Consider the following 24,223-nt stretch of genomic DNA (forward strand, 5'->3'; position numbering starts at 1 on the left):
TGTTGAATATCCTGCTTATATGAGGTTTTATTATTCTCCACCGCATTCTGCCCGACCACACCCGCAAGCTGCGCATTAAATGCGGAATCACCCACTGTTCCTCCAACCACTGCGCCTATCGCTGCAGTCAGATCCCGGATCTGAGTCTTCACATCTTCCGGTAAAAGGTTCGGCTGAAACTCTCCATTGGCATCCTGATACTGCTTTTTGTCTTTGTATTGACTGGTGAGATAATCCGCCGCCGCTTCACTTGCAACCGCCGCACTGCCGCCTGCCGCCGGGTTACCGCCATTGACATAGGCCAGTGCTGCGCCCAGTATCGCATGATTGACCAGTTGCGCTGCGGTGTTTTTATCTTCTCCATGCCCGAACTGCTCGCCAATCCCCTGTGCAATATACGGTGCAAGGGTATTCGCCGCAACCTGGATATCCGTCTGTCCGCCGAGTGCTCCTGTAACAACCATCGTGACTGCATTCAGTGCACGGCTCCTGTCTCCACCCATGCCCCAGGCCCGGGCTGTTTTTGAAGCAGCTTCATAGTCAGGGGAATACTGGCGTAAATATTCTTCCTGTTTGACTGGATCAAGACTTTGGTAATAGTCCAGTGCCTCACTGTTTTGTCCAATTTGTGACAGTATCTGTTGCTTTTGAGCCTGTTTCTCCGCTTCCGCCTGTTGTTGCTGATTCTGACTATAGGTTCTGGTGGCTGCCGCAATGGTTGAGGTCGCATCGGCTATGCTTTTCTGTTTGTCCAGGATCTCCTGTAAGTTGGGTAGTGTGTCTACACTGCGATGTGCTGTAGCGGCATCATGGTGAATCCCAAGCGCTGTCGTGGTGGTTTTTTGACCGCCAATGGTGATGTTGCCTTCGCTCAGGGTTGCACGGGTGACACTGCTGTCTTTGTCCGATTCATATTGTGGCAGGACTGGACTGAAGCTGGTTGCATTGCGCCAGTTTTCGTTATTGGTCGGATTGGCTGCTTTGGTGGTCTGAGTCCCTGTTCCTGACTTGTCTTTGTTAAAGCTGGAGCTGGTGCCACCGGATAAACCGACGCTTTTTGCATCATAGGCACTCCGGTTTTGAATGTCGCTGAAGGTCAGACTATTTGCTGTTAAATCGTTATTTTCTTTCGTTGCTGTTGAAACAATGGCACCACCCTGAAGGTCGACACTGTCTGCTTTGACATGGTAACCGCCATCGCCTGCAAATAAGCCTGTCTGTTGTTTCACACTATTCGACTGGCCATTGGCTTCGCTGCTGCTGTAGTTGCCTGAGGCTTGCCATGCTGTCCCTAAGGACGCCTGTACACGGCCACCAACGCCCATTTGTTCTATCTGCCGGTTTTCGCTGTCCTGTGGACTGATCACACTCAGCTGGCCACCCACATCCGCATCTATTCGCTTCGCCGTTGCCTGTGCGCCATTCAGCGTGGTATCGCCTTTGCTCTTTAGACTGATCCGGTCTGCATCCAGGCGGGTATTGCTGTGGCGGGTACTGTCCTGATGGGTACTGCCTTTGCCATAGCCCGCTTCGCCATAAATGTAGACACCCGTCTGCGCACCGACAGAGACGCCATAACCCACACTCAGGCCTGCGTTGCTGTTGCTGCCATCGGCTTGTTCCTGGCTCTGGCCGGATTCTAAAAGGATATCCCTGGCTGAATCCAGCCGGATGGTGTCCTGCGCTTTAACCTGGGTATTTTGCAGGTGGATATTGCCCTCTGTACTGTTCAGGTTGACGTTGTTCCCTGCGGTGATGTTGTTTTGCTGTGATGCTGCATAGCTGTTGCTTTGCTGGTTTTCACTGGTGCTGAATCCAATGCCGGCTTCGGCTTTGAATAATGCCCCGCCCTGGATGTCGCTGTAGCTCTGATACGCCTGTGCACCTGTTGCTAAAGCCTGCAGGGCCTGGGTTCGGTCATCGGCTTTGCTGTTTGCAACTTTATCTCCTGCACCCAGCAGGTCCAGTATCGGTGAGCTGATTCGTTTGAATATCCCGATTTTTAGATCATCCGCAGACTGGCTGGAACTGCCTGTATTGTGGTCTTCCAGTACGTTAATCGTTTGTGCTGTAATATTGATGTCTTTAGCAGCGGCCACATCTGCAACCTGCTGGTTGTAGGTATTGCCTGCCTGTATGTTGACATTCCCCGCCAGGCTGCCGACCTGACTGCGCTGTTGTTCCATGTCATTGCTATTGCTCTGGCTCTGACCTTTCATGTAGCCATGGAATTGTTCTGTATCGGAGATCTGTGCACTGCCAATTCCTTTATTCGCGCTGCTTTGACTCTGGCTTTGACTACTCTGTGCTGATTTGATATTGATATCATTCGCAGCATTGATCTTCACATCACCTTGTGATGCAACCGAGCTGCCCAGAATGTTGATGTCACCCTGTTCTGTCTGCAGTGTGGTTTTTCCACCCACTGAAAGCTGTGTTCCGGTCACTTTGTCTATGGTGCCTGCGCCCTGGTTTTTGTTGTTATACACCCCGGCCGGTGCAGTCCAGTTACGGTTGTCCAGACTGAAGCCGGTTTGCTGGCTGCCGGCCGTCTGGGCTTCATGATCAGTCACATAACTCAGGTTAATACGGTCTTTTGCATGCAGCAGGGCATCTCCTTCCGCTGCAAGCTGTGCTCCCTGACTGTTTATGTTTCCGTTCGTGGCAATAATATTTAATTTGCCCTGTGCTGAGGCCTGGGTCACGACCGCCTGTGTATGGCTGTAATCACTGGTCTCATTGGTTTTTTGTCGACCCGCAGTCATCACTATAGGGGTCTGAGCTGCCATAAGGGATTTATCAATTGCATCCGCCTGTGACATGACCTGACCGACAGCACTGTCTGAGTACTGATGATTGTCTGTATTTTTTTGATAGGTCGATGCCGCTGCGGTTAATGGTGAATAGGTTATGCCCACCGAAACGCCTGAGTTTTTGCTCTGTACCTGTGTGTGTTGATTCAGTGTTTCATAGCCTGCATTCAAGTTGACATTTTCACCCTGTAGATTCAGGTCTTTACCTGCACCTAAAATAGCCGCTTCGGTCGTCAGGTCTTTGCCTGCAATGATATTTGTATCACCATTTCTGCTGAGGATCGCACTTTGAACCAGGGCAGTGGATTGATGGTTATCTTTGCTATTTATACTGGATTTGCCATAACCCATACTGGCTACACCATCTGAGAGGCTTGCGGTCAATCCTGATTTTTTAACGACACTCCTGGTTTCACTGGTGTACTGGTTTTGTGCCCCTTCAATCTGCACGTTCTCTCTGGCCTGCAACCGGGTTTGTTCATCTGCAACAATATCGCTGCCCCGTACATGCATCGTTCCCGCATCCAGTAATACGTTCTTCCCTTCAATAATGCTGCCAACCGCACGGTCTGAACTGCGATGGCTGAAGTCACTGGTGCTCGAACGGCTGAATGTGCCTTTTTTGCTGAAGCTCGACTGATCCTGCTGGTCAATTCGATTACGGCCTTCCTCAATCTGAAGTTGTTCGCCGGCCTGCAGTGCAGTCAGTCCTTCTGCACTGCTGAGGTGTGCGCCATGAATCTGGATGTTCCTGCCCTGTAAAATCAAATCTCCCTGACTCTGAATCTGACTTCCAACCTCCACCTGACGGCTATCCAGATGGTAGGATGCCGGGTCGCGAATCACATTACTGGTTGTTTCGGTAGTGACATGACCGACCTTCAGGTTGCCACCGCTGCGGATCACGCTTTGTCCACCACTGGTGTTCTGGATCGTGGCTGCCTGTAAGCTCGTATCACCCCCCACGTTGACCACCAGCGTTGTCTGATCCTGCAGTGCCTGCTGTTGTGCCGGTCCAACATAAAGTCCAGCTATACGATCCAGGCCTGTCCAGCTGTAGTTGCTCTGCCCTGCAGTATTCTGATTACTTTGTGTCGTGCTGTGAATGTTCAGGTCGCCTTTCACCTGTAAATTCATGGCCTGATCGGCCTGTAGCAATCCACCGATCGTATTCAGGTCTTTTTCGGTCGCAAGGCTGACCACCCCACCGCGAATCGTTCCTGCCAGATTATTTATATTCTGGCTGTCTATCTGAACCACGTGTCGCCCGGCAATGCTTCCTGCATTGCTCAGATCCTTGCTCAGGTTTAAGTGGATACTGTCAGCACTGATTAAGGTCCCGTCCCCTTTTAAGTCACCGACCCGGGCTTTGACATAAACCTGCGGAACCAGTGCTTTTGTCCGGGTACCATCGGCTAAGATCACCTCTTTTTCAACCAGCCACACAATATCGCTGCTCAATTGCGCCATCTGTTCCGGACTGAGGGCGATACCCGGGCGCAAATTGTATTGCCGGGCATAACTCACCCCATTATTCATTAAGGCTTTATACTGCTCATCATCGTTTGCATGCCCTTCAAGGAAACGATAGCCTGTTAAATGGGCAATCTGGTCCTGCACCATGCGTTGTTCGTAGTAACCATCACCCAGCCGTTTTTGTTGTAACGCAGGGTCCAGCCCCAGTGCATCCAGCATATAGTCCGACGAGACCCATTGGGTGTAATGGGTAAAATTCGGGTCAGTCTCAACCAGATATCCCGCACGACTATCCGGATTCCGGCTATACAAAGCATTATTCGCCACGTTAATCGTTTGTGCTGTAATATTGATGTCTTTAGCAGCGGCCACATCTGCAACCTGCTGGTTGTAGGTATTGCCTGCTTGCAGGGCAATGCATCTGTTTTTTCACATATTTCTATTTCCTGCCAAACAATTTTCCCAGAAAGCTTTTGGGTCTCCAGTTCGGGTCTAAAAAGTCATAGTGATAATCGTAATGTTCTAATGGCTTTACCGGCATGAGTTCCATAGGAACAAGTGGGTTATCTATTTCGATTTCCAATCCATTCATCCATGCCAATTTGGTAAACATCACAGGGTGGTGGGACCAAATATCTCCACTGAACTCTTCAACTAAATGCTGATTTAAATATTTATGTACTTTCGGGTTCAAATATTCATAAATGATATCTTTTGCTGAATTTTTATCCTTATTTTGCAAAGCTTCATAAAAACCTATTTCCCATAAATCAAAATTCTTTGGTTTAGTTACTTTCTCAAAAAAGAGAGCTTTCATTTGATTGACAGTATTCCAATCCTGGCGTAATACAGCCTGAAATCTTAAAACTTCAAAACGCCCCTCTCCTGGATAATTGATTGCCTCCGACAATGATTTATGGTGATCATTGTCATTCACTGTTGTCAATGTACTATATTCTTTAATTAAAGCCTGATGATCTGTTAGTAATGGAAATATAAATGCATGTGGTGTCCACATATCCCAGCCACCTGAATATTTACAACTTTCCTCCCGTAATAAACCGGATACGTAAAACCATTGTTTTAGTTTATTGATATTATTTTCACCAACTAAAGAAAATAAACCTTTACGAATACTACCAATGGTCAATGATTCATAAATATATCCATTCAAATCACCTTTAGTTATACCTTTTTCAATCAACTTAATATCATCACATTCATTATTCTCATACGATAACATTGATATTTCTAAACGTTGCAACAAACTAACTTCTTTCATTATTTTCCAACCTTATTTCCTAAATTCACAGTAATAGCTCGACTATCATTGACACCCACAACAATTTTATTAATTGGTTTACCTTGTTTAATTGCTGCTTCAATTTGATTCGCCGTTTTAATTGCATCCATTTTCCCTGTATCTTTTAATGCAACCACCCTACTTTTAATCCACTTATCTGTCATTTGTGTTGGTAAACCAGTTTTAGTGTTTTCAGCTGAGAGTTTAATCGAGCCTCTCTCTTTTAATGGCTTTACCTCAACAATATAAAGTTCACCATTCATTGTGTAAACACCATCAAAACAGTTACTCCCACACTTACTTTCAAGTTTCGTATAGCCACTGCTTTTGAAATAGCTGTCTGCAATTTCTTCACGTAAAATCCCCGATTTATTGTTATCAGTATTATTGAGCAATTGCTGCTGTTTATTTAGTACTTCTTTTGGGGGATCAATAATTTTTCCATTTGTTGTGATTTGGTTTGCACTAATATTCCCTGAAGTGGATGCTTTTACTGGCGGTAATTTCGCAGGATCATTCTGTAATACTCTCCGGGCATCCTTAGCAGCCTCAATGACAACTCCACCGCCTTTTTTAGCAACTGTAACTGTGCCTGCACTAATTGCCGCTGTAAGAGTATTTAAAGCTACTGTCATTTCTACATTACCTAACTTTTCAAATTCGGCTGGGGTATCTCCTGCAGTATTCACAGTAGCTATGGTTTTACCTGTGTCTATAAGGTCTCCAGGGATTTGTTTTACCCCTTCATAGAGGGCTTTCGCCAGACCTTTTGGATCATTTTTCAAAGCGTCATAAAGTTCCTGGGGTACATTGGGTAAGTTCTTCAGATCATCAGTAAATTTCGTCATCGCCTGATCCGCACCTTTCTGATAGGCCGCCTCTTGTCTTGCATCCATCTCGTTATATTTCTGACGGCATTCTGCCCCCCAGCAGGTTAAGGCATGTTGAATATCCTGCTTATATGAGGTTTTATTATTCTCCACCGCATTCTGTGCAACTACACCACTCAACTGCGCATTAAATGCTGAATCACCAACCGCACTACCCCCCCTAAATCGATAATGAGTTAGATCACTGCCAGCCATTGAACCCTTAAGCTGTCTTCCTACGACTGTGGAAATAAAAGATACTCTGTTTTATTAGTATAGTAATCAATCCAGTTTTGAAGGTATGCATACGGATAAGACAACTTGTATGGTTTCATAAAATCAACGATATCATGATATTCCTCTTCAGGAAGCGGCTGGTATTGGATCAACTCTTTAGGTGCAATTTCATGATCAATGCCTAAATCATAACCATGCAATGACGCCAGTTTTGCATAGACCACAACCTGAGGTTGTAAATAAAAATCATAATAGACAAGCGTATGTTTAGCTGCATCCTGAGCTATCTTCTTTGTAAAAAAAGGGGCCAATGCCTTTTTCATTCCTTCTAAATCTCGCTCTGCAAAAGCCAAAAAAAATTGAAAATCATATTTTCTTAATTCAAGTTCTTTAGCAAATTGCTTAATTTTTGGTATCGGAGCATCGAGCACTTTCTGGCTACGCTGTTTTAAGCGTTCTAATTGCTTTCCTTCCAGCATGAGTAAAGTGTTGTAAATCATTTGACGGTTTAAATCATATTCATCATCTAAATCTTCTGTATTATTTGCGACTTCTTCAATATTTCGTATTAAAAAATCCCTTACTTCAGTACTATCGCTCATTAACATATGAAACATTGGGCTTTTTACATTATTGTTAGAGGCTGGAAAAAAGAACGGCATTGGATCATCAGCCCCAACACTTTGAAGAATCACAAGTTTTGAGTAAACATAAGCTAACTTTTTAAAAACTTTCAAATCTTTATTAAATAACCAGGCACCTGCCATATGAGCGTCAAATCTCCTAGCAATACTTTGCATCGCAGCAAAAGGATTACCCCTTCTCTCTTGTATATAAGGCAATGAATCTATAGAAATGATTTCTCCACTTTCTCGATAACTATTAATAACCATTGTCATATGGTCAAAGCGTTGCTGTGCATTTCTAAATTCTCGTCGCGCACACATCATATTCATCTGCATAGATAGCTTCCTTTTATTTCAAAATCTTAGAATTTATTGGTTTAGACGGTACATTAACAGGAATAATCACTGCTTTACCTGTTGAGCGATCAATACCCGTTACAGCTGTCTTCAGCTTGCCTGAATCTTTAGCTTTTTGAATTGCGATTCCAGCAGGATCATTTAGAGGTAAGTTATCTAGAACCTTATTAATCCAAGCATCTGATAACTGTGTATTACCGCCTGCCGCATTAGAAGATAGTTTTACAGTTCCATTGGTAATTTGTTTACTGTCTGAAAGAATCGTTACACTGCCATCCTTTGCAACCCAGACATGGTCAAAGCCGTTATTTGAACCATATTTACCGCCTTTTACTACCGTAAATCCATTTTGTATGGTTCCGGCATCATTATGAAGTTTTTGACTGGTGCTCTGGAGGCGACCCGCCGCGTTGATCGTACCCTGATCGTTATTCAGGGTATTGGATGCGTTCAGTATCAGTTGACCATCCGCCGCACTGGCCTGAATCAGACCATTTTGATTCGTCATGTTGAGTGCATTGATTTGAAGTTGTTGCCCCTGGCTATCAATCTGTCCATTTTGATTGTTCAAGGCACCTGAGAGCAGAATATCGGTCTCATCTGTGCCTGTTTGCTGGATATGTCCAGACTGATTATTCAAATCCTGTGCATTAATTTGAATCCGATTCGCCTTAAGCGTTGCCTGCTGCGTGTTCAGGGTATCCGGTGTAACTAAATTCAGTTGTTCGGCTGCCTGAATCGAACTTTGCTGCGCACTGAGCTGTCCAGACTGACTGTTTAGTGAGATAGTTTTTGCCTGAACAAGGCTTTGATCGAGTACATGGCTCGCTGCCTGACTCGTTAAGTCACCGCCTGCAACCAATTGTCCCTGAGCATTCACATCACCTGTCGTACTCAGAACAAGATTGCCCTGTTTCGCCAATGTACCCGCTGATGCCAATCCCGCAATCATCGAACCTGTTTCGGTCTGTGCAAGGCTGCCTGCCTTTACATTCAGGTTATTGTGAGCAGCCAGCTGACCGGCATTTTTGAGGCTTTGATTCACCTCAAGTGTCTGATTTTGACCGGCATAGACCAAACCACGATTATCGAATTGACCCGTCTGAATACTGATATTTTTTGCCGCCTGAATAATGCCCGCCTGTTTTTCCTGTTCTACATGGCCATTATTTAATTCATTTGTAATATTCAGGGATAGATCCCCAGTTTGAGCAATCATCTGCCCCGAACTATTCTCCAGTGCAGATGCAGACACCTGGATATTTTTTGCCTGTAGTTGTCCCTGCTGGTTATTCACTGCCTGATCGGTGTTCACGTCCAGATCAGCGGCGCTAATGAGTGCGCCTTGCTGGTTACTCAAACCTTTGCCTGCCTGAACGGCAAGTTGTCCTTCACTCAGGATGCGGCCCTGGTCGTTATTCATCTCCTCCTGGCTACTGATCTTAAGTTGAACCGGCGTTAAAGGATCTTTCTGAACAACCTGAATCACGCCATTTTGATTGTTCACCGAAGCAGCCTTAATTTCAAGATCATGGCTACTTTGCAATACTCCCCCCTGATGCTGATAATCCCCGCTAACCCGAATTGAGCTTGGACCATTTTTCCCGCTAAACAGCATTTCGCCATTGCGATCAGCAAATTGACTGGCCTGAATATCGCCTTGTGCTGCATAAACTTTCGATTGATCAAATACCGCCTGATCTGTCATGAGTTTAAAGAGACCATTGGTACTCAGTTCAGCATTTTGAGCATGAAGGTTGCGTACATCCAGATTCAGCACCCCCTGACCTGCATGCTGGATCAGACCAGAATCACTGTTGAACTCCTGTGCCTGAATATTCAACTGATTTGCGTTGGTCAGAATACGACCCTGCTGGTTATGAATGCTTCCCTGTACATTCAGATTGAGATCATCGCTTACCGTATGCTGGATCACACCTTGCTGGTTGTGGATATCCTGTCCAATCTTCAGATTTAGTTTTTGAGCCAGAATCTGTCCATTTTTATTGATCAGGCTTTGATTTTTTTGTGCGGCATTGAGTTGGATGGATTCAGCCTGTAATTGACCAGACTGATTATTTAAATCACCCTCTCGTGCCGTGATCTGGATATTCCTGGCTGCCACGGCCCCCTGAGACACATCTACGCTTGATCCATTTAAGTCGATATTCGCACTTGCCAGTAATTTCCCATGATGCTCAAGCGCCTGATCTGTTTGTATCGTTAAATCGGCTGGAGTACCCTGATCCTGTTCGCCCTGTGCATTAATACCTGCCGCGATAATACTGTTCTTATCACTCACCAGACGCTGACTGATTAACTTAACATCACCCTGTGCAGAAATGATTCCATTCTGTTGAGTGAATGTTCCTGCGTTGTACAGCTGTAATTGCTGATCAGCACGGATATAGCCCTGATTGGATAACTGCTGACTATTGATCTGGAGATTTCCATGACTGGAGATCACGCCATTGCCTGCATTGTCTAAAGATGCTGTCTGAATATTGAGATTCTGATCGGCATGGATGCTTCCAGCTGCATTATTAAGCCCCTGATCGTTAGTTTGAAGGGAGATATTTCTTGCAGTAATTTCACCCTGATCATTCTCCAGACCCGACATTGACCCATCCATGCTGCTCAAACTAATCATCTTGCCGTGCTGATTATTCGCACGTCCAGAAAGTGTTAGTTGCAATAACTGTCCAGCTTCAAGATCACCTTCAGTATTATTTAAATTCTGGCCCTGTAAGCGTAAATCGGCCAGACTCGCAATTTGTCCAGCCTGATTGTTGATATTCTGCCTGGCAGTAAGATCAATATTCTGAAGCGCATTGATTTTACCCCCCTGATTATCAATCTTCCGGGTACTTATATTCAAAGACGTTGATGACTGCAGTAAACCATGTTGATTGGTGAATTGATCTGTCAGAATTTCCGCCTGCTTAACCGTTAATTGCCCCTGATCATTCTTAAAGTGTTCACCCTGAACTTTAACGGTACGCAAGTTAAGCTGTCCGCCCTGATTATCCAGACCGTTATTGCTCTCAAGATCAATTCCACCTTGTGCAACAATCGCACCTTCATCATTATTAAACGTCCCTGTGACCTGAATAACCCCAATATCATATGTTTTTGGTGCTGTTTCAGGCGATGTCGCCACCTCAAGACTTCCACCATCCTGAGCTGGATTGGCTGGCTCGACAGGTTGTGATGTTCCGCCCGATTCACTGCCATTACCACCTGAAGTATTCGCCTGGGCAATCCCGATTTTACCCCCCAGATTACTCATTTGACCCGCGTTAAGATCTAATGCCTGCGCCCCTGTTTGTTCAATCGAACCACTGTTCCTTAAACTGCCTGCATCCACCATCACACGTGCCGCATTGAGTGTTCCACTATTGTTGAGGTGATCCTGTTGCAGGATGCGTAATTCATCCGCACTACTGATAAGTCCTGAGTTATCCAGATTCTGGCTCTGCACGCTGACTTGTGAGGTTGCACTACTGATATTGCCGGTATTTTTAATATTTTCGGCGTTCAGGTGCAACTGATCTTTATTGGCAATCAGATTTCCACTGTTGATCAGATCACCATTGGCATTTAAAATCAGCTGGTTTGATTGTGCATTGACTGAACCCGCATTTCGTACTCCAAGCCCTTGTTCAGTACCCACCAGGAAAATCTTGCCTGCATACATTCCGCCCAGCTGCCCGACATCCAGCGCAAAGCCAGGCCTGTTTGAATCCGTGTCTGTAATCGATGATACTGCGTTGACCTGTGGTGCTGTTGGGTCGTTTACATTAATCTCATTCTGGCCCAATACCACCTTGAGCTCATTGGCATACAATCCGGCATTGACAGTTAATGCGCGCGTATAAATGTCAGTATACGGCGTTAAACTTCCGTCCAGGCCCTTACCGTCCAGGGTCACTTGCCCTTCACGCACCCGAAACGATTCAAGATAACCCTGATTCATCACCGCCTGTCCCGTGGTTAACGTAAAGCGTTCCGCATTGATGACACCACAGCCATCACACACCAGACCCGATGGGTTGGCAATCACCACCTGTGCTGACTTACCGGCAACTTCGAGATAACCTCTTAGCTGACTCGGATTACTGCTATTCACTTCATTTAAAATAACTTTCGCCTCACCTCTGGCCAACTGTGGGTTGCCCTGTACCCATCCACCAATCTGAGTTTGCGTGTTATTACGTGCATTATTCAAAATCGCGCCTTCTTGCCCCACATCAAACTGGCTATAGGTATTGCGCGATACCCCGCCTGCACTTGGGGCCTGAATGTTGACCTGTGCCGTGCCATTGGCTGAGTTTAGAATCTGTGGTTGTTGATTGGTCGGTGCTGAGCGATCTGCAATAATCTGGGTATTGGCAAGACTGCTTAATGGCAGTGTATAAATCACAGCACCAAGCAAACCAATCACAGCAAAATTCAGTGGGTTCAGTTTCTTATAAGAAGTAAGCGATGGCATGACCATCGAATCGGTTGCAACAGAATCGCGTTGTCCGGCTGTTTTGCTACGGCTTTTTACACTTTCAGCAACTGCTATAAACATGCCACGCGCCTGGCTAAAAATAACGCGATATCGATTCTTATTCATACCCAATACTCAATCTTTATTTATTTAATTAAAAAACAATCAAACGTGCGGCCTAGTACATCCAGTTCACACTGAACCCTGTGGTGAAATCATCGGTTTTAAAATAGTCAGGCTTTTTCAACGGCACACCAACAAATACGTCATAACTGACCGACTTAACGAGCTGTCCGCGTAAACCAATCACTGCGCCTAACAAGCTGGTTCCCACCAATGGATTGGGATAATGTGCGGTGGTTCCGCCCACTTCACCATAATCAATACCGCTGTACCATTGCATTGGAAGTTTCGCAATCGAACCACTTAGTTCATTGCGAATCAAAAAACCATTATCGGCCATCAGCGTTTGCTCACCGTCATAGCCACGCACGGTATAACGGTTACCTATCGAGAACCGGTCCTGTGGCGTCAGGGCTTTCTTGCTGTGTTGCATACGCCATTCAGCAAGATATTGTAAGTTCTGTTGCCCAACCCGAAATGGCACTTGCAAACTGGCATTGGCTTGTAAAATACCAACGCGGGTATAGGCTTCACCAAATTCTTCTTCCGGGGCACGCATCGCATTAAATGCACCCGTACCGCGTTTATAGGTGACATTACCATTTAAGGTCGCAGTGGATAGGTATTCATTATGATCCAGGCTGATTTTCCAACCCGCAGTTTTTCGGCGTTGCACTTCAACTTCGACATCATTGATATAGTTGTGTGACTGGCGATACCAGCCCCCAAAGGAAGCCATCGTTTTACGGTGTGAATCCCGATACAGTACACGGGATACATCTGTACCAATCAATGTACTTTCACCGCTATAGTTATAGCTTTGACTATCACCAGCGACGTTTTGATTATAATTAAAACGACTGACACTGCTGGTCAGCATCCAATAACCAAAAGGAATACTATAGCTGATATAGTAGCCATCCGTCCCACGCTTCCCCGAGTCCCCACCACCTAAGTCATGGTTATAACTGGCATAGAATAAATCGTTTAACGTCAGTAAATGATCTAAAGATAATGTCGCTGTGCCCTGATATTTTCCTGTGGCATTTGACCCTGAATCATCCACACCTAAATGTAATCGATACGGTTTAGATTGTTGCCATGCCAAAACCAGATCGCTATAGCCTGGAGCTGTATTATTTACAGAGGGTTCGATTTTAAAATCAGCTTCAACCGTAGGCACGCGTTTAAAGTTTTCCAGGCCTTGTTCAATATCACGAATGTTGAGCAAATCGCCTGCTTTTACAGGGAGGGCATTGAATTTATGTGCACGTTTTGAAGTACCCTCCACGAACCTGATCCGATCAACCCGACCGGCAATGACACGGACGCGTACAACACCAGATGCAATATTCTGTTGAGGAAGCAAGATCCGTGTCGTCACATAACCGTCAGCTATAATCTTGTTCTGAACCAGGTCAAGTGCCTGGTTTAATCCATTCACTCCCAGGCAACGCCCAATAATATTATCTTCACCAACCGTAATGACATTAAAATCAGAAATAAATTGATGAGCCTCGTCCCCTTCCAGAAGAATTTTTTTAATTTCAAAACAGGGGGTTTCACTGTGCGATTGTAAATTATGCAGTTGAGCTGACTTTTGCAGTTGTTGTTCTAAACCAGCACTCACCGATACTTCAGGTTGAATTTGTTGTTCTAAAGCCTGATCACGTTGTTGTTGGCGTATAATCGCATCAGCTTCAAACTCAGGTCGAGGTGGTGGTTCAGCAGTGTATGCGAAAGAAGAGGCAACCAACAAAAATAAACTGATCGCAACCGGGGTTCTTTTAAATTTTTTCATTAGATAATTATAAAATTGTAACATACTTGACTATTTATTATTCCAAATGTGTTAAATACTGTAAAGCGATGTTACAAAAAGGGGGAATCCATTGATGTCCGTGTTAAATCACATTTTTTCTGCTGAATAAAAAAATAGGGGCTGTACTAGATTAGCAATGTGCTAATCTATGAAAATGAAGCTAACCAATTGTAAATTAAATAAGAAAACTCAATTAAAGTTGCTGGAGTTTTTCGTGCTCGGTGTAACTGCAAGAGCTGCTGCTGATTTATTAGAAATTCATCATAATTCGGCTGCTCTTTTCTTTACTAAAGTTCGTAAAATTATTGCTTATTATTTAGAGATGGAAGCTCTCGAAATATTTGATGGTGAGATTGAGTTAGATGAAAGCTATTTTGGCGGCACTCGTAAAGGTAAGCGTGGTCGTGGTGCTGCTGATAAAATGATAGTTTTTGGATTATTAAAGCGTAATGGAAAGGTCTATACCGTTGTTGTTCCAGACACTAAATCCAGTACCTTAATGCCTGTAATTGCAAAGAAAATAACACCTGATAGCATCGTCTATACTGATCAATGGCGTAGTTACAATGCTTTGGATGTTGCGGGGTTCTGCCATCATAGAATTAATCATTCTACTCACTTTGCAAATGGGAAAAATCATATTAATGGGATCGAAAATTTTTGGAATCAAGCGAAAAGAATACTGCGAAAATATAATGGTATTCCGAAGGAATCATTTCCCTTGTTTTTGAAAGAATGCGAGTTTAGATTTAACTATGGAAGCCCAAAACAACAATTGAAAGTTTTGCGATTTTGGACTGGAATTTAAACCTTATCTAGTACAGCCCCAAAAAATAAATCTTTTCATACAGACTATTCTGCATATCCAGAAGATCACAGGCCCTTTGTTGTACCGGCTGTTCACGACGAGCCGCTTTGTAGCAGCACGCTAACTACCACGTAACAGCATCTTTTTACGGATTTCAGGCTTCAGCAATTCAGCAATTCAGCAATTCAGCAATTCAGCAATTCAGCAATTCAGCAATTCAGCAATTCAGCAATTCAGCAATTCAGCAATTCAGCAATTCAGCAATTCAGCAATTCAGCAATTCAGCAATTCAGCAATTCAGCAATTCAGCAATTCAGCAATTCAGCAATTCAGCAATTCAGCAATTCAGCAATTCAGCAATTCAGCAATAATTTCTGCTACTTCATCAGACACCATAAACCATTTATTTATCATTATTCTATTTCGCTGAATGTTTAATGCCTTCCAAATACCATTTTTGGTGCTCACAAGCATAATGCTGTATTTCAAGCCGTGGCAAGTTCACCCAAATGACGACCTGTGTATAGGCCCAGCCATATATCTGCATGATCAAGTACAGACTTTAGCATTGTAGTAGCTCAAACCTGAGCTGACAGTGACTTTTGAGAAATATCGAACTTTTTCAGCATATCCAATGTGAATGCCTTAGCCCTCATAGTCTGAAATTTCGGATTTATACCTGGTCATTGCCAACGACAACGACATGACGGCAGATGCAACCGCATCTTTATCTGTTGACAGCAAGTGAGGATTCTTTTCTAATCTGTCCTCTTCTCTTTTTAGCCGCGCTTTTGCCAAAGCGCTGGTACTGGATATTTCAGTATCAAAGTACCCAATACCCTCACCTGGCTTACGAATATTGATCACAGCCTTGTAGCTGGCACCCTGGGTTTTGGATTTTTAACTCTGTGATATCGCTCATACCTGCAACTATTTTTGATTAACCGCTGAATGAGTTGCAAGAGTTGCAAAAAAGATAGGGAAAGATACAAATTTATCGTAAATGTTACGGGTTATCATAGGTGTTTAAATGACTAATTTAAAACAAAACGCAGATATATCAAAGCTTCCACGTATATCCGTCGCCCCGATGCTCGACTGGACAACGCGCGACTACCGTTTCTTTGCCCGTTTATTTAACCCGAATATTATCCTGTATACAGAAATGGTCACCACCGGTGCCATTTTGTTTGGCGGCGCAAACCGTCACCTGGACTATAACCACGAAGAACATCCGGTTGTATTGCAGCTGGGCGGCTCAAATCCGAAAGATCTGGCCACCTGTAGCCGTATGGCACAGGACTGGGGCTACGATGAAGTCAATCTGAATGTGGGTTGTCCCAGTGATCGGGTACAGAACAATAAAATCGGGGCCTGTCTGATGGCTGAGCCGGAACTGGTGGCCGAATGCATCGCAGAGATGCAGAATGCAGTGGATATCCCCGTGACTGTTAAACACCGTATTGGGATTGATGAGATGCAGTCTTATGAGGAAATGCTGCATTTTGTTGATACCGTTGCCCAGACCGGATGTCATAACTTTATTGTACATGCCCGCATTGCCCTGTTACAGGGCTTGTCTCCCAAAGAAAACCGTGATGTCCCGCCCCTGCGCTATGAAGATGTCTACCGTTTAAAGCAGGAACGGCCACAGTTAAGCATTGAGATCAATGGCGGGATTAAGACACTTGCCGAGACCCGACAGCATCTACAACATGTGGACGGTGTAATGATTGGCCGTGAAGCCTATCACAACCCTTATCTGCTGGCTGAACTGGGACAACTGTGGAATCTGGACGCACCGGATCGCTTTGAAATTATCGACCGGATGTTGCCCTATATTGAGAACCGTCTGCAGGAAGGCGCACCGCTTTCCATCATTACACGACATATACTGGGCCTGTTTCAGCATTTACCCGGCGCACGTAAATGGCGCCAGGCTTTAAGCGGTGGCAATGCCACCACTATGACCAACGTGTATGATGCAATCCGTAACATTCAGGACGCCATTCAGCGCACGGAAACGTATTTACAGGAAAAACAACTCCCCTGAAACCGATACAGGATCGGACTCCAGGGACAAATCATAATAGAAGTTATCGGCGGTTTGCCAGGCCATCCTGCTGATAATGCGGTGAACGTGGTCCATAGAGCAACCCCACACCCGGACGGGATGATCTCGGTGTAAATAACTGCTGATTCAGTGTCGAAGCCAATGGATAGGAAGCATCCTTCAGGCTCCCGGCAATCTGATTGACCAATGCTCCAACCAGCGCCACCACCAGGCCATTATTGCCATTATTACTGGACTGAACCACCCTGTCTTCTCCGGTCCACAGCGTATCGCCGGTTTTTAAATCCACCAGTTTCGCTTCAGCAGACACCGTAGCAACACTCTGAATCACCTGATACTTAGAACCGTATTCCTTAATTCTGATATATAACGCAGCATCTGCACCGAAAATCTCCTGCAATTTCTGAGGTGGAATTTCCTGGGCATCATGACTGGTGGTAATACCATTTTCCTTAAACATATAATCCACGACAGATAAAGGAAAAACATAATAACCTGCTTCAGCAACAGGCATGGTGACTGTCGGCCAGTACGCATAGGTTGCCTTGATATCCGGTGAGTCATTGACCGGTGGTAAGACTAAAATTGATCTGGGCATATGTGTCTGGAAAGCGGAAATATCCTTGTTGTTCACGGCAGGAGATACCGCACATCCACCAAATGACAGCCCTGATAAAACCACCAAAAGGACTAAAATTTTTCTGATCATGACTGTGGCGGCTCACTTTTCATATTCATTTTTTTCAAAATACGATCCATCAGTACCGTGGATTCCGGATAAACCTGACGTTCCAGCTGAAAATATTCACCTGCTTTCTGAGCGTTATTGATCTGTAAATACATCAGGCCCAGATGTGCATATAGACCCGGAGGAACCGCCAGACTTTTTGCCCTGGATTTCTCCAGTTCTGACTCCAGCTGAATAATCTGTTCCGATGGCAAGGCTTTCCCTGGCGCACTGTACATTAAATATGTCTGCTGTGGAAAACTGCCCCAGCCATATAACGATTCAGGCGCAGTCCCACATCCCCCCAGCGCCAATACAACGCAAAATAAAATTCTTTTCATAAGTACAACAAGCCTGAATTATTGAGCCGACCAGCGATTATTCTGAATATCAGTCACAAGGTTATTCACTGCTTCACGCACCGCCAGATCCAGTACCTTACCATTCAGTGTGGAGTCATAAGATGCTGTTGAACCAAATCCCAGTACTTCACGGGCACTTAATGCATATTCCCCTGCACCCTGTACCGAATGAACCACTTCAGATGTCCGCACATCCACAATATTCAGATTGACTTTGGCATAGGCAACCTGCTGTTTACCACGCCCCAGAATACCGAAAAGCTGCTGATCACCCACTTCCTTACGACCAAATTCAGAGACATCACCGGTGATCACGTAGCGTGCACCCTTAATCGCCTGACTGGTATTGGCATAACCCACTTCCTGTTTTAACTCAGACAGGTTGTCACGATTCAGCACTGTAAAATATCCGGTCTGCTGCAAATGCGTTTCCAGAATTGTTTTAGCCTGCCCACCCAGGCGATCTACATTATCCGAGAAAATCCCACGCATATAACTGGAGCGGTTATCAAATTTACCAATGGACACAGGAACCTTCACACCGGTATATTTCACCTGCGCAATTGCTGCTGCAACCTGAGGACTCTGAATGCTTCTGGATGTTTCCGTTGTAGAACAGGCACTGAGTGCAAAACCCATTAAACCAATGACAATCAATTGTTTTTTCATTTTTACCCTTACACAATCACTTCTAAAATAAATTGAATGATATAACTCTATTTTTAAACAAAGTTATACACTATCTGTTAAAAGTTGCATAGCAAATACTGAATGAAACAGATGCATCGGTGCAATGCATCCAGTCAGCACTCGGTACAACTGAATGGTCATTGATGATAATCTCCAAAAAACCTGTATATTCAAAATAATAAAAAGCCACCCGCATGCGACGGGTGGCTTTTTATGTCATTCATCATGATCCGGCTTGTTGTGCTTCCTTATAACTTTCGATCAGCAGCTGGTAGCTCGGGAAAATTTGCGTATAAACTGTTGCCCATTCCTCTGCATCTTCACGGTTCCAGGTTTTCTGTATCTCAGAAGCAACGGCTGCAGTATCCATCGGCACCGCACCGGCCTGAACCACCCGGGCCAGGGTGATTTCCTGAGCCATTTTGCTGTATGTGCCTGATGCATCCACCACGACAAAGACTTTATAGCCTTCTGCAATGGCACTGATCGCCGGGAAAGCCATGCAGACACTGGTGATTGTCCCTGCAATAATCAGGGTTTTTTTCCCGGTCGCCTTTACCGCTTCCACAAATGCCGGATTATCCCATGCGTTGATTTCGCCGTTACGGGGAACATATTTTGCATGTGGAGCATTCTGATGAATTTCGGGAATCAGTGGACCATTGGGTCCCTGCGGTACAGATGCTGTAGTAATAACCGGAATTTCGGCCAGCGAAGCCATTTTCGCCAGTGCCGCCGCATGCTGACGCAGCTCAATCATGGGCATATCTGCAACCGTCTGAAACAAACCACTCTGATGATCAATAAGCAGCATGACGGAATCAGCAGGATCAATCACTGGACGCTGACCATTAAAATTAGCTGGAGTAGACATTTTCTTTATCCTATCTCATTTAATTGTCTACACATGCTGGCAAAAAATGTTGACCGTTTGGCAAAAAAAACTAATTACGCATATAAATTAACAATAAGGCAACAAGGGTAAAAAGAGTAACCTGGAGGAATATTCCTGATCTGTCAGCCTGGGCCGATCTGATTTCTGCGTTTGCATCCTGCACATCCCGCACTTTAGAGAATCCATGTCCGTCAATAATCGCAGCTCAGATAGACTGATCTACTTTTTTTAACGCCAGTTTTTTTAATACTTCAGCCACGGCGACCATTCCAAAACTGGCGGTCACCACGACAGCGGAACCATAGCCTCCACAACGCAAGCCCGCACCGGCACAAAGTGTTGCACCGGAAAAAGGGTTATCGGTGGAATAGACACAGCTGATACCAAACTTTTGCTTTGGTTTTTTACAGATGCCCAGTGTACGCAACTGCGTCCGTAATTTTGCCAGCATTGGGTCCTGCTCAGTCTGGGACAAATCTGCCACCCGAATTTTCAGCGGGTCCAGTTTCCCACCGGCTCCACCGGATACAATCAATGGGATTTTGTTAAAACGGCAATGCAGGATCAGCGCCAGTTTCGCTTTAACATCATCCATGCAATCCAGCACCAGATCAGGCGTATTTTGCAGTAGATCCCTGACATTATCAGCACTCAGATAGTCATCCACCAGGTTAACCCTGATGCGGGGATTAATGGCACGGCAGCGCTCTGCCATGACTTCAATCTTTTCATGTCCCAGTGTGGTGGTCAGGGCCGGTAACTGCCGGTTGATATTGGACGCTGCAATCGAGTCCATATCCACCAGTGTCAGTTCACCAATACCAGTCCGGGCCAGTGCCTCCACCGCCCAGGAACCAACACCGCCAATGCCGATGACCATGACATGACTTTGCACATAATGATGAAAGGCATCGTCTCCGTAAATTGTGGCAGCACCGGCAAAACGGCGGTCATATTCATCGTCAGGGAGAAGGTCTGTCATTGCACATCATGAGTCCGGGAAATTCAGCACCATTTTACCGGAATTCACACTGGAAAGGATGCAATCATGTATCGGGTCCACGCATGATTTTTCCGACTATAGCCAGCCTGTCAAAAAACTCATACACATGAATATAATTTCTCTTAATTAATATTTTCAATTAAATCAATTGCATGAGCAAGTGAATTGTTTGATTTAAAAAAAGCTTTCATTGCCACATTTTGCTTTGAAAGTTTGAATAAGTTTGTGCAGGCGATACCTCACTTTTCGTAGGGTATGCCAAACCTTGCGCTGCAAACAAAAGCTGTGCTTTGTTTTTGCTCATGTTGGTCGAGGGGTACGTCCTGAGCAACTATAAAGCACTGCTTTGAAGGCAGCGCAAGTCCGCCAACGGCGACATCCATGTCGCCCCACGGTAGAACAACCATCCATGATTCAAAAGTACAAAAAATTAATTGATAACCCATAGTTTCTAAAAGTTCATATAAAAATATATTTTTCATTTACAATCAATATATTGGATCAAATCACGTGATGAATAATTAAGTAGTCTGACTATAGCAATCTTACATTTCAGAACCCTGTATCAATCGAACATCGGCACCCTGAAAAAATCCGGCACAAAAAAAGCCCTGTTGTTACAGGGCCTGTCATCCATGATGAATTAAGATGCGATCAGATTACGTAATACATAATGCAGAATACCGCCTGCCTTAAAGTATTCCACTTCATTTAAGGTATCAATCCGGCACAACACCTTAAAACGATCCGTAGTCCCATCCACACGCTTCACTTCAATATCCAGTGGCTGATGCGGTTGAATATCATCAGATAAACCGTGAATGGACAATTGTTCATGACCTGTCAGATTCAGGGTCTGGCGGGTCTGACCTTCCACAAACTGTAGTGGTAGAACGCCCATGCCCACCAGATTTGAACGGTGAATCCGCTCAAAACTTTCGGCAATCACTGCTTTGACACCGAGTAGATTGGTCCCTTTTGCCGCCCAGTCACGTGATGAACCGGTGCCATATTCCTTCCCGGCAATAATCACCAGTGGGGTACCGTCCTGCTGATATTTCATGGAGGCATCATAAATCGCCAGTTTTTCACCATTGGGCACATAAATAGTATTGCCGCCTTCTTCTCCACCCAGCATTTCATTTTTAATCCGAATATTGGCAAAAGTACCGCGCATCATCACTTCATGGTTACCACGACGGGAACCATAGGAGTTAAAATCTTTCGGATCAACCCCCTGCGCCTGTAAATAGCGCCCCGCCGGACTGTCCTTTTTTATATTTCCGGCCGGAGAAATATGATCAGTTGTCACCGAATCACCCAGCACTGCAAGAATGCGGGCATTTTCAATATTCTGAATGGATGCCGCCGGTTCATTGATGCGATCAAAGAACGGTGGATGGCGGATATAGGTTGAATCCCCGGCCCATTCATAGGTCTGACTCTGTGGAATCTGAATCGATTGCCATTGGTCATCCCCATCAAAAACTGCCGCATATTCCTTATGAAACATTTCAGTATCGACCTTTTGCAGGGCATCCTGAATCTCATGCTGAGTCGGCCAGATATCTTTCAGATAAACAGGCTGTCCCTGCTGATCCACACCCAGCGGTTCGGAAGTGATATCCTGACGGATATTGCCCATCAGACCAAATGCAATCACCAGTGGTGGCGAAGCCAGCCAGTTGGTTTTGACCAGCGGATGTACCCGACCTTCAAAATTCCGGTTTCCCGAAAGTACTGACGCCACGTTCAGGTCATAGGACTGGACAGCATCTTCAATCGGTTTTGGCAACGGACCCGAGTTACCGATACAGGTGGTACAGCCATAGCCCACCAGGTTATAGCCAAGCTGGTCCAGGTAAGGGGTCAGGCCTGCGGCAAGCAGATAATCCGTCACCACTTTGGAGCCCGGCGCCAGTGAGCTTTTCACCCACGGTTTGCGCTGCAGGCCTTTTTCCACTGCTTTTTTCGCCAGTAAACCAGCTGCAAGCATCACACTTGGGTTGGAGGTGTTAGTGCATGAAGTAATTGCGGAAATCACCACATCGCCATGGATCAACGGATAACGCTGCCCCTCCATGACATAGTGTGATTCATCTGCGGCGGCCCTGGGTTGAGCATCGGCCGGTTTTAAATCCAGTTCCATCAATGCGCTGAACGTCCGGGGTACGTCCGGCAAGGCAACACGATCCTGTGGCCGTTTTGGTCCGGCAACACTCGCCACCACGGTTCCCATATCCAGATTCAGGGTGTCGGTAAAGACCGGTTCGTCGCCGGCATGGCGCCATAAACCCTGTTCCTTGCAATAGGCTTCAACCAGCGCAATACGTTCGTCCTTACGCCCGGTTAAACGCATATAGCCCAGTGTGACCTCATCAATTGGGAAAAATCCGCAGGTTGCACCATATTCCGGTGCCATGTTGGCAATGGTTGCCCGGTCCGCCAATGGTAAATCTGCCAGGCCGTCTCCATAAAATTCAACAAATTTACCCACCACGCCTTTTTTACGCAGCATCTGCGTAATGGTCAGCACCAGATCTGTTGCGGTAATGCCTTCCTTTAATTTACCGGTCAGCTTAAAGCCAATGACTTCCGGAATCAGCATGGAAATCGGCTGGCCCAGCATGGCCGCTTCGGCTTCAATTCCGCCGACACCCCAACCCAGTACACCCAACCCGTTGATCATGGTGGTATGTGAGTCTGTGCCAACCAGGGTATCCGGAAATGCAAAGCGCTGCCCATCACTTTCGCCCAGCCAGACCGCCTGTGCCAGATATTCAAGATTCACCTGGTGACAGATCCCGGTCCCCGGCGGAACCACACTGAAATTATCAAATGCAGACTGCCCCCAGCGCAGGAACTGATAACGTTCGCCATTACGATGCATTTCAACATCCACATTCTGTGTAAAGGCTTTTTCAGTGGCAAAATAATCGACCATAACAGAGTGATCAATCACCAGATCCACCGGTGAAAGTGGATTAATTTTTTCAGGATCCACTCCGGCTTTTTCAACCGCTGCACGCATTGCAGCCAGGTCAACCACGGCAGGGACACCGGTAAAATCCTGCATCAGTACACGCGCAGGCCGATACTGAATTTCCTGATCAGAGCTTCTGTTTTTCTGCCAGTCAACTATCGCCTGGATATCCTTCACTTTTACAGTTTGACCGTCTTCAAAACGCAATAAGTTTTCAAGCAGCACTTTCAGGGATTTGGGAAGTCTGGAAATGTCACCCAGTTGCTGCTGGGCTACTTTAAGACTGAGGATCTGATAACTTTCTGAAGCAACCTGTAATGTCTGTAGCGCATTAAAGCTATTAATATCGGTATATTTCGCCATGAATCTGCTCCTCTGGCTTGGCATGAAATGATCATTCGGCTAACGAGGTGGATACCATTCTAATTTATGCCAAATTCGGGCCTTCCGTGTTACTTATTGGTTAATTTTCAAATTATTTTCAAATAACAGCATCTCACTGGAAAGACTCAGAATTTCATTTCTGATGCTGACCGTTAATCATTTTAAAATGGTGCTGA

At 45.3% G+C, this 24,223-nt stretch carries 14 protein-coding genes and 2 pseudogenes; 2 read left to right on the plus strand and 14 right to left on the minus strand.

Translation table 11 applies throughout. The features are described from left to right. Window positions 1-29: 29 nt before the first annotated feature. The 6 genes and pseudogenes from ACT6PV_RS11880 to ACT6PV_RS11905 form a co-directional block, all read right to left on the minus strand. Window positions 30-4,616, minus strand: a pseudogene (locus tag ACT6PV_RS11880) (hemagglutinin repeat-containing protein); the annotation flags it as partial. A gap of 112 nt (window positions 4,617-4,728) precedes the next feature. After that, a complete protein-coding gene (locus ACT6PV_RS11885) occupies window positions 4,729-5,571 on the minus strand; it encodes an immunity 49 family protein (protein WP_445116547.1) in 843 nt (280 codons plus the stop codon). Next, window positions 5,571-6,677, minus strand: coding sequence for a VENN motif pre-toxin domain-containing protein (locus tag ACT6PV_RS11890; protein ID WP_445116548.1), 1,107 nt, complete (start codon window positions 6,675-6,677; stop codon window positions 5,571-5,573). Before ACT6PV_RS11890 ends, ACT6PV_RS11885 begins: the two co-directional genes overlap by 1 nt. A 20-nt stretch (window positions 6,678-6,697) precedes the next feature. Beyond that, window positions 6,698-7,660 carry an Imm49 family immunity protein gene (locus tag ACT6PV_RS11895; RefSeq protein WP_445116549.1) on the minus strand — a complete coding sequence of 321 codons (963 nt, stop codon included), beginning with the start codon at window positions 7,658-7,660 and terminating at the stop codon, window positions 6,698-6,700. A gap of 355 nt (window positions 7,661-8,015) precedes the next feature. Continuing rightward, window positions 8,016-12,302: pseudogene (locus ACT6PV_RS11900) on the minus strand (two-partner secretion domain-containing protein); the annotation flags it as partial. 52 nt (window positions 12,303-12,354) lie between these two features. Then, a complete protein-coding gene (locus ACT6PV_RS11905) occupies window positions 12,355-14,100 on the minus strand; it encodes a ShlB/FhaC/HecB family hemolysin secretion/activation protein (RefSeq protein WP_445116550.1) in 1,746 nt (581 codons plus the stop codon). A gap of 175 nt (window positions 14,101-14,275) precedes the next feature. Between ACT6PV_RS11905 and ACT6PV_RS11910 the strand changes: the two genes are divergently transcribed. Further along, a complete protein-coding gene (locus ACT6PV_RS11910) occupies window positions 14,276-14,929 on the plus strand; it encodes an IS1595-like element ISAbe5 family transposase (protein ID WP_445117078.1) in 654 nt (217 codons plus the stop codon). Window positions 14,930-15,574: 645 nt separating this feature from the next. Here the strand turns inward: ACT6PV_RS11910 and ACT6PV_RS11915 are convergent. Beyond that, window positions 15,575-15,796, minus strand: a complete 222-nt coding sequence (locus ACT6PV_RS11915; protein ID WP_445116551.1) for a hypothetical protein — start codon at window positions 15,794-15,796, stop codon at window positions 15,575-15,577. A gap of 163 nt (window positions 15,797-15,959) precedes the next feature. Here ACT6PV_RS11915 and dusA point away from each other — a divergent pair, with 163 nt between their 5' ends. After that, on the plus strand, window positions 15,960-16,982 hold the full coding sequence (dusA, locus tag ACT6PV_RS11920) for a tRNA dihydrouridine(20/20a) synthase DusA (protein WP_445116552.1): 1,023 nt from the start codon (window positions 15,960-15,962) through the stop codon (window positions 16,980-16,982). Window positions 16,983-17,025: 43 nt separating this feature from the next. On the opposite strand, the gene ACT6PV_RS11925 is transcribed toward dusA, so the two are convergent. The 7 genes from ACT6PV_RS11925 to acnA all read right to left on the minus strand — a co-directional run bounded on the left by ACT6PV_RS11925 (window position 17,026) and on the right by acnA (window position 24,026). Beyond that, a complete protein-coding gene (locus ACT6PV_RS11925) occupies window positions 17,026-17,712 on the minus strand; it encodes a DUF799 domain-containing protein (RefSeq protein WP_445116553.1) in 687 nt (228 codons plus the stop codon). Continuing rightward, window positions 17,709-18,071, minus strand: a complete 363-nt coding sequence (locus ACT6PV_RS11930; RefSeq protein ID WP_445116554.1) for a DUF4810 domain-containing protein — start codon at window positions 18,069-18,071, stop codon at window positions 17,709-17,711. Before ACT6PV_RS11930 ends, ACT6PV_RS11925 begins: the two co-directional genes overlap by 4 nt. Window positions 18,072-18,089: 18 nt before the next feature. After that, the gene (locus tag ACT6PV_RS11935; protein ID WP_445116555.1) at window positions 18,090-18,761 is read right to left on the minus strand and encodes a CsgG/HfaB family protein; all 672 of its coding nucleotides are present in this window, start codon (window positions 18,759-18,761) and stop codon (window positions 18,090-18,092) included. 244 nt (window positions 18,762-19,005) lie between these two features. Beyond that, a complete protein-coding gene (locus ACT6PV_RS11940) occupies window positions 19,006-19,656 on the minus strand; it encodes a hydrolase (RefSeq protein ID WP_445116556.1) in 651 nt (216 codons plus the stop codon). 226 nt (window positions 19,657-19,882) lie between these two features. Beyond that, window positions 19,883-20,659 (minus strand): tRNA threonylcarbamoyladenosine dehydratase, encoded by a 777-nt coding sequence (locus tag ACT6PV_RS11945; protein WP_445116557.1) that lies wholly within the window; start codon window positions 20,657-20,659, stop codon window positions 19,883-19,885. Between the two features lie 260 nt (window positions 20,660-20,919). After that, a complete protein-coding gene (locus ACT6PV_RS11950; RefSeq protein WP_445116558.1) occupies window positions 20,920-21,162 on the minus strand; it encodes a hypothetical protein in 243 nt (80 codons plus the stop codon). Window positions 21,163-21,323: 161 nt separating this feature from the next. Further along, the gene (acnA, locus tag ACT6PV_RS11955) at window positions 21,324-24,026 is read right to left on the minus strand and encodes an aconitate hydratase AcnA (RefSeq protein WP_445116559.1); all 2,703 of its coding nucleotides are present in this window, start codon (window positions 24,024-24,026) and stop codon (window positions 21,324-21,326) included. Window positions 24,027-24,223: the final 197 nt, after the last annotated feature.

The organism is Acinetobacter sp. WZC-1, assembly GCF_052544965.1.

Coding starts and splice junctions, on each gene's coding strand:
- acnA (WP_445116559.1), bottom strand. CDS start 24,026: ATGGCGAAATATACCGATATTAATAGCTTTAATGCGCTACAGACATTA.
- dusA (WP_445116552.1), top strand. CDS start 15,960: ATGACTAATTTAAAACAAAACGCAGATATATCAAAGCTTCCACGTATA.
- ACT6PV_RS11895 (WP_445116549.1), bottom strand. CDS start 7,660: ATGCAGATGAATATGATGTGTGCGCGACGAGAATTTAGAAATGCACAG.
- ACT6PV_RS11890 (WP_445116548.1), bottom strand. CDS start 6,677: ATGGCTGGCAGTGATCTAACTCATTATCGATTTAGGGGGGGTAGTGCG.
- ACT6PV_RS11905 (WP_445116550.1), bottom strand. CDS start 14,100: ATGAAAAAATTTAAAAGAACCCCGGTTGCGATCAGTTTATTTTTGTTG.
- ACT6PV_RS11925 (WP_445116553.1), bottom strand. CDS start 17,712: ATGATCAGAAAAATTTTAGTCCTTTTGGTGGTTTTATCAGGGCTGTCA.
- ACT6PV_RS11930 (WP_445116554.1), bottom strand. CDS start 18,071: ATGAAAAGAATTTTATTTTGCGTTGTATTGGCGCTGGGGGGATGTGGG.
- ACT6PV_RS11910 (WP_445117078.1), top strand. CDS start 14,276: ATGAAGCTAACCAATTGTAAATTAAATAAGAAAACTCAATTAAAGTTG.
- ACT6PV_RS11945 (WP_445116557.1), bottom strand. CDS start 20,659: ATGACAGACCTTCTCCCTGACGATGAATATGACCGCCGTTTTGCCGGT.
- ACT6PV_RS11940 (WP_445116556.1), bottom strand. CDS start 19,656: ATGTCTACTCCAGCTAATTTTAATGGTCAGCGTCCAGTGATTGATCCT.
- ACT6PV_RS11935 (WP_445116555.1), bottom strand. CDS start 18,761: ATGAAAAAACAATTGATTGTCATTGGTTTAATGGGTTTTGCACTCAGT.
- ACT6PV_RS11950 (WP_445116558.1), bottom strand. CDS start 21,162: ATGAAAAATATATTTTTATATGAACTTTTAGAAACTATGGGTTATCAA.
- ACT6PV_RS11885 (WP_445116547.1), bottom strand. CDS start 5,571: ATGAAAGAAGTTAGTTTGTTGCAACGTTTAGAAATATCAATGTTATCG.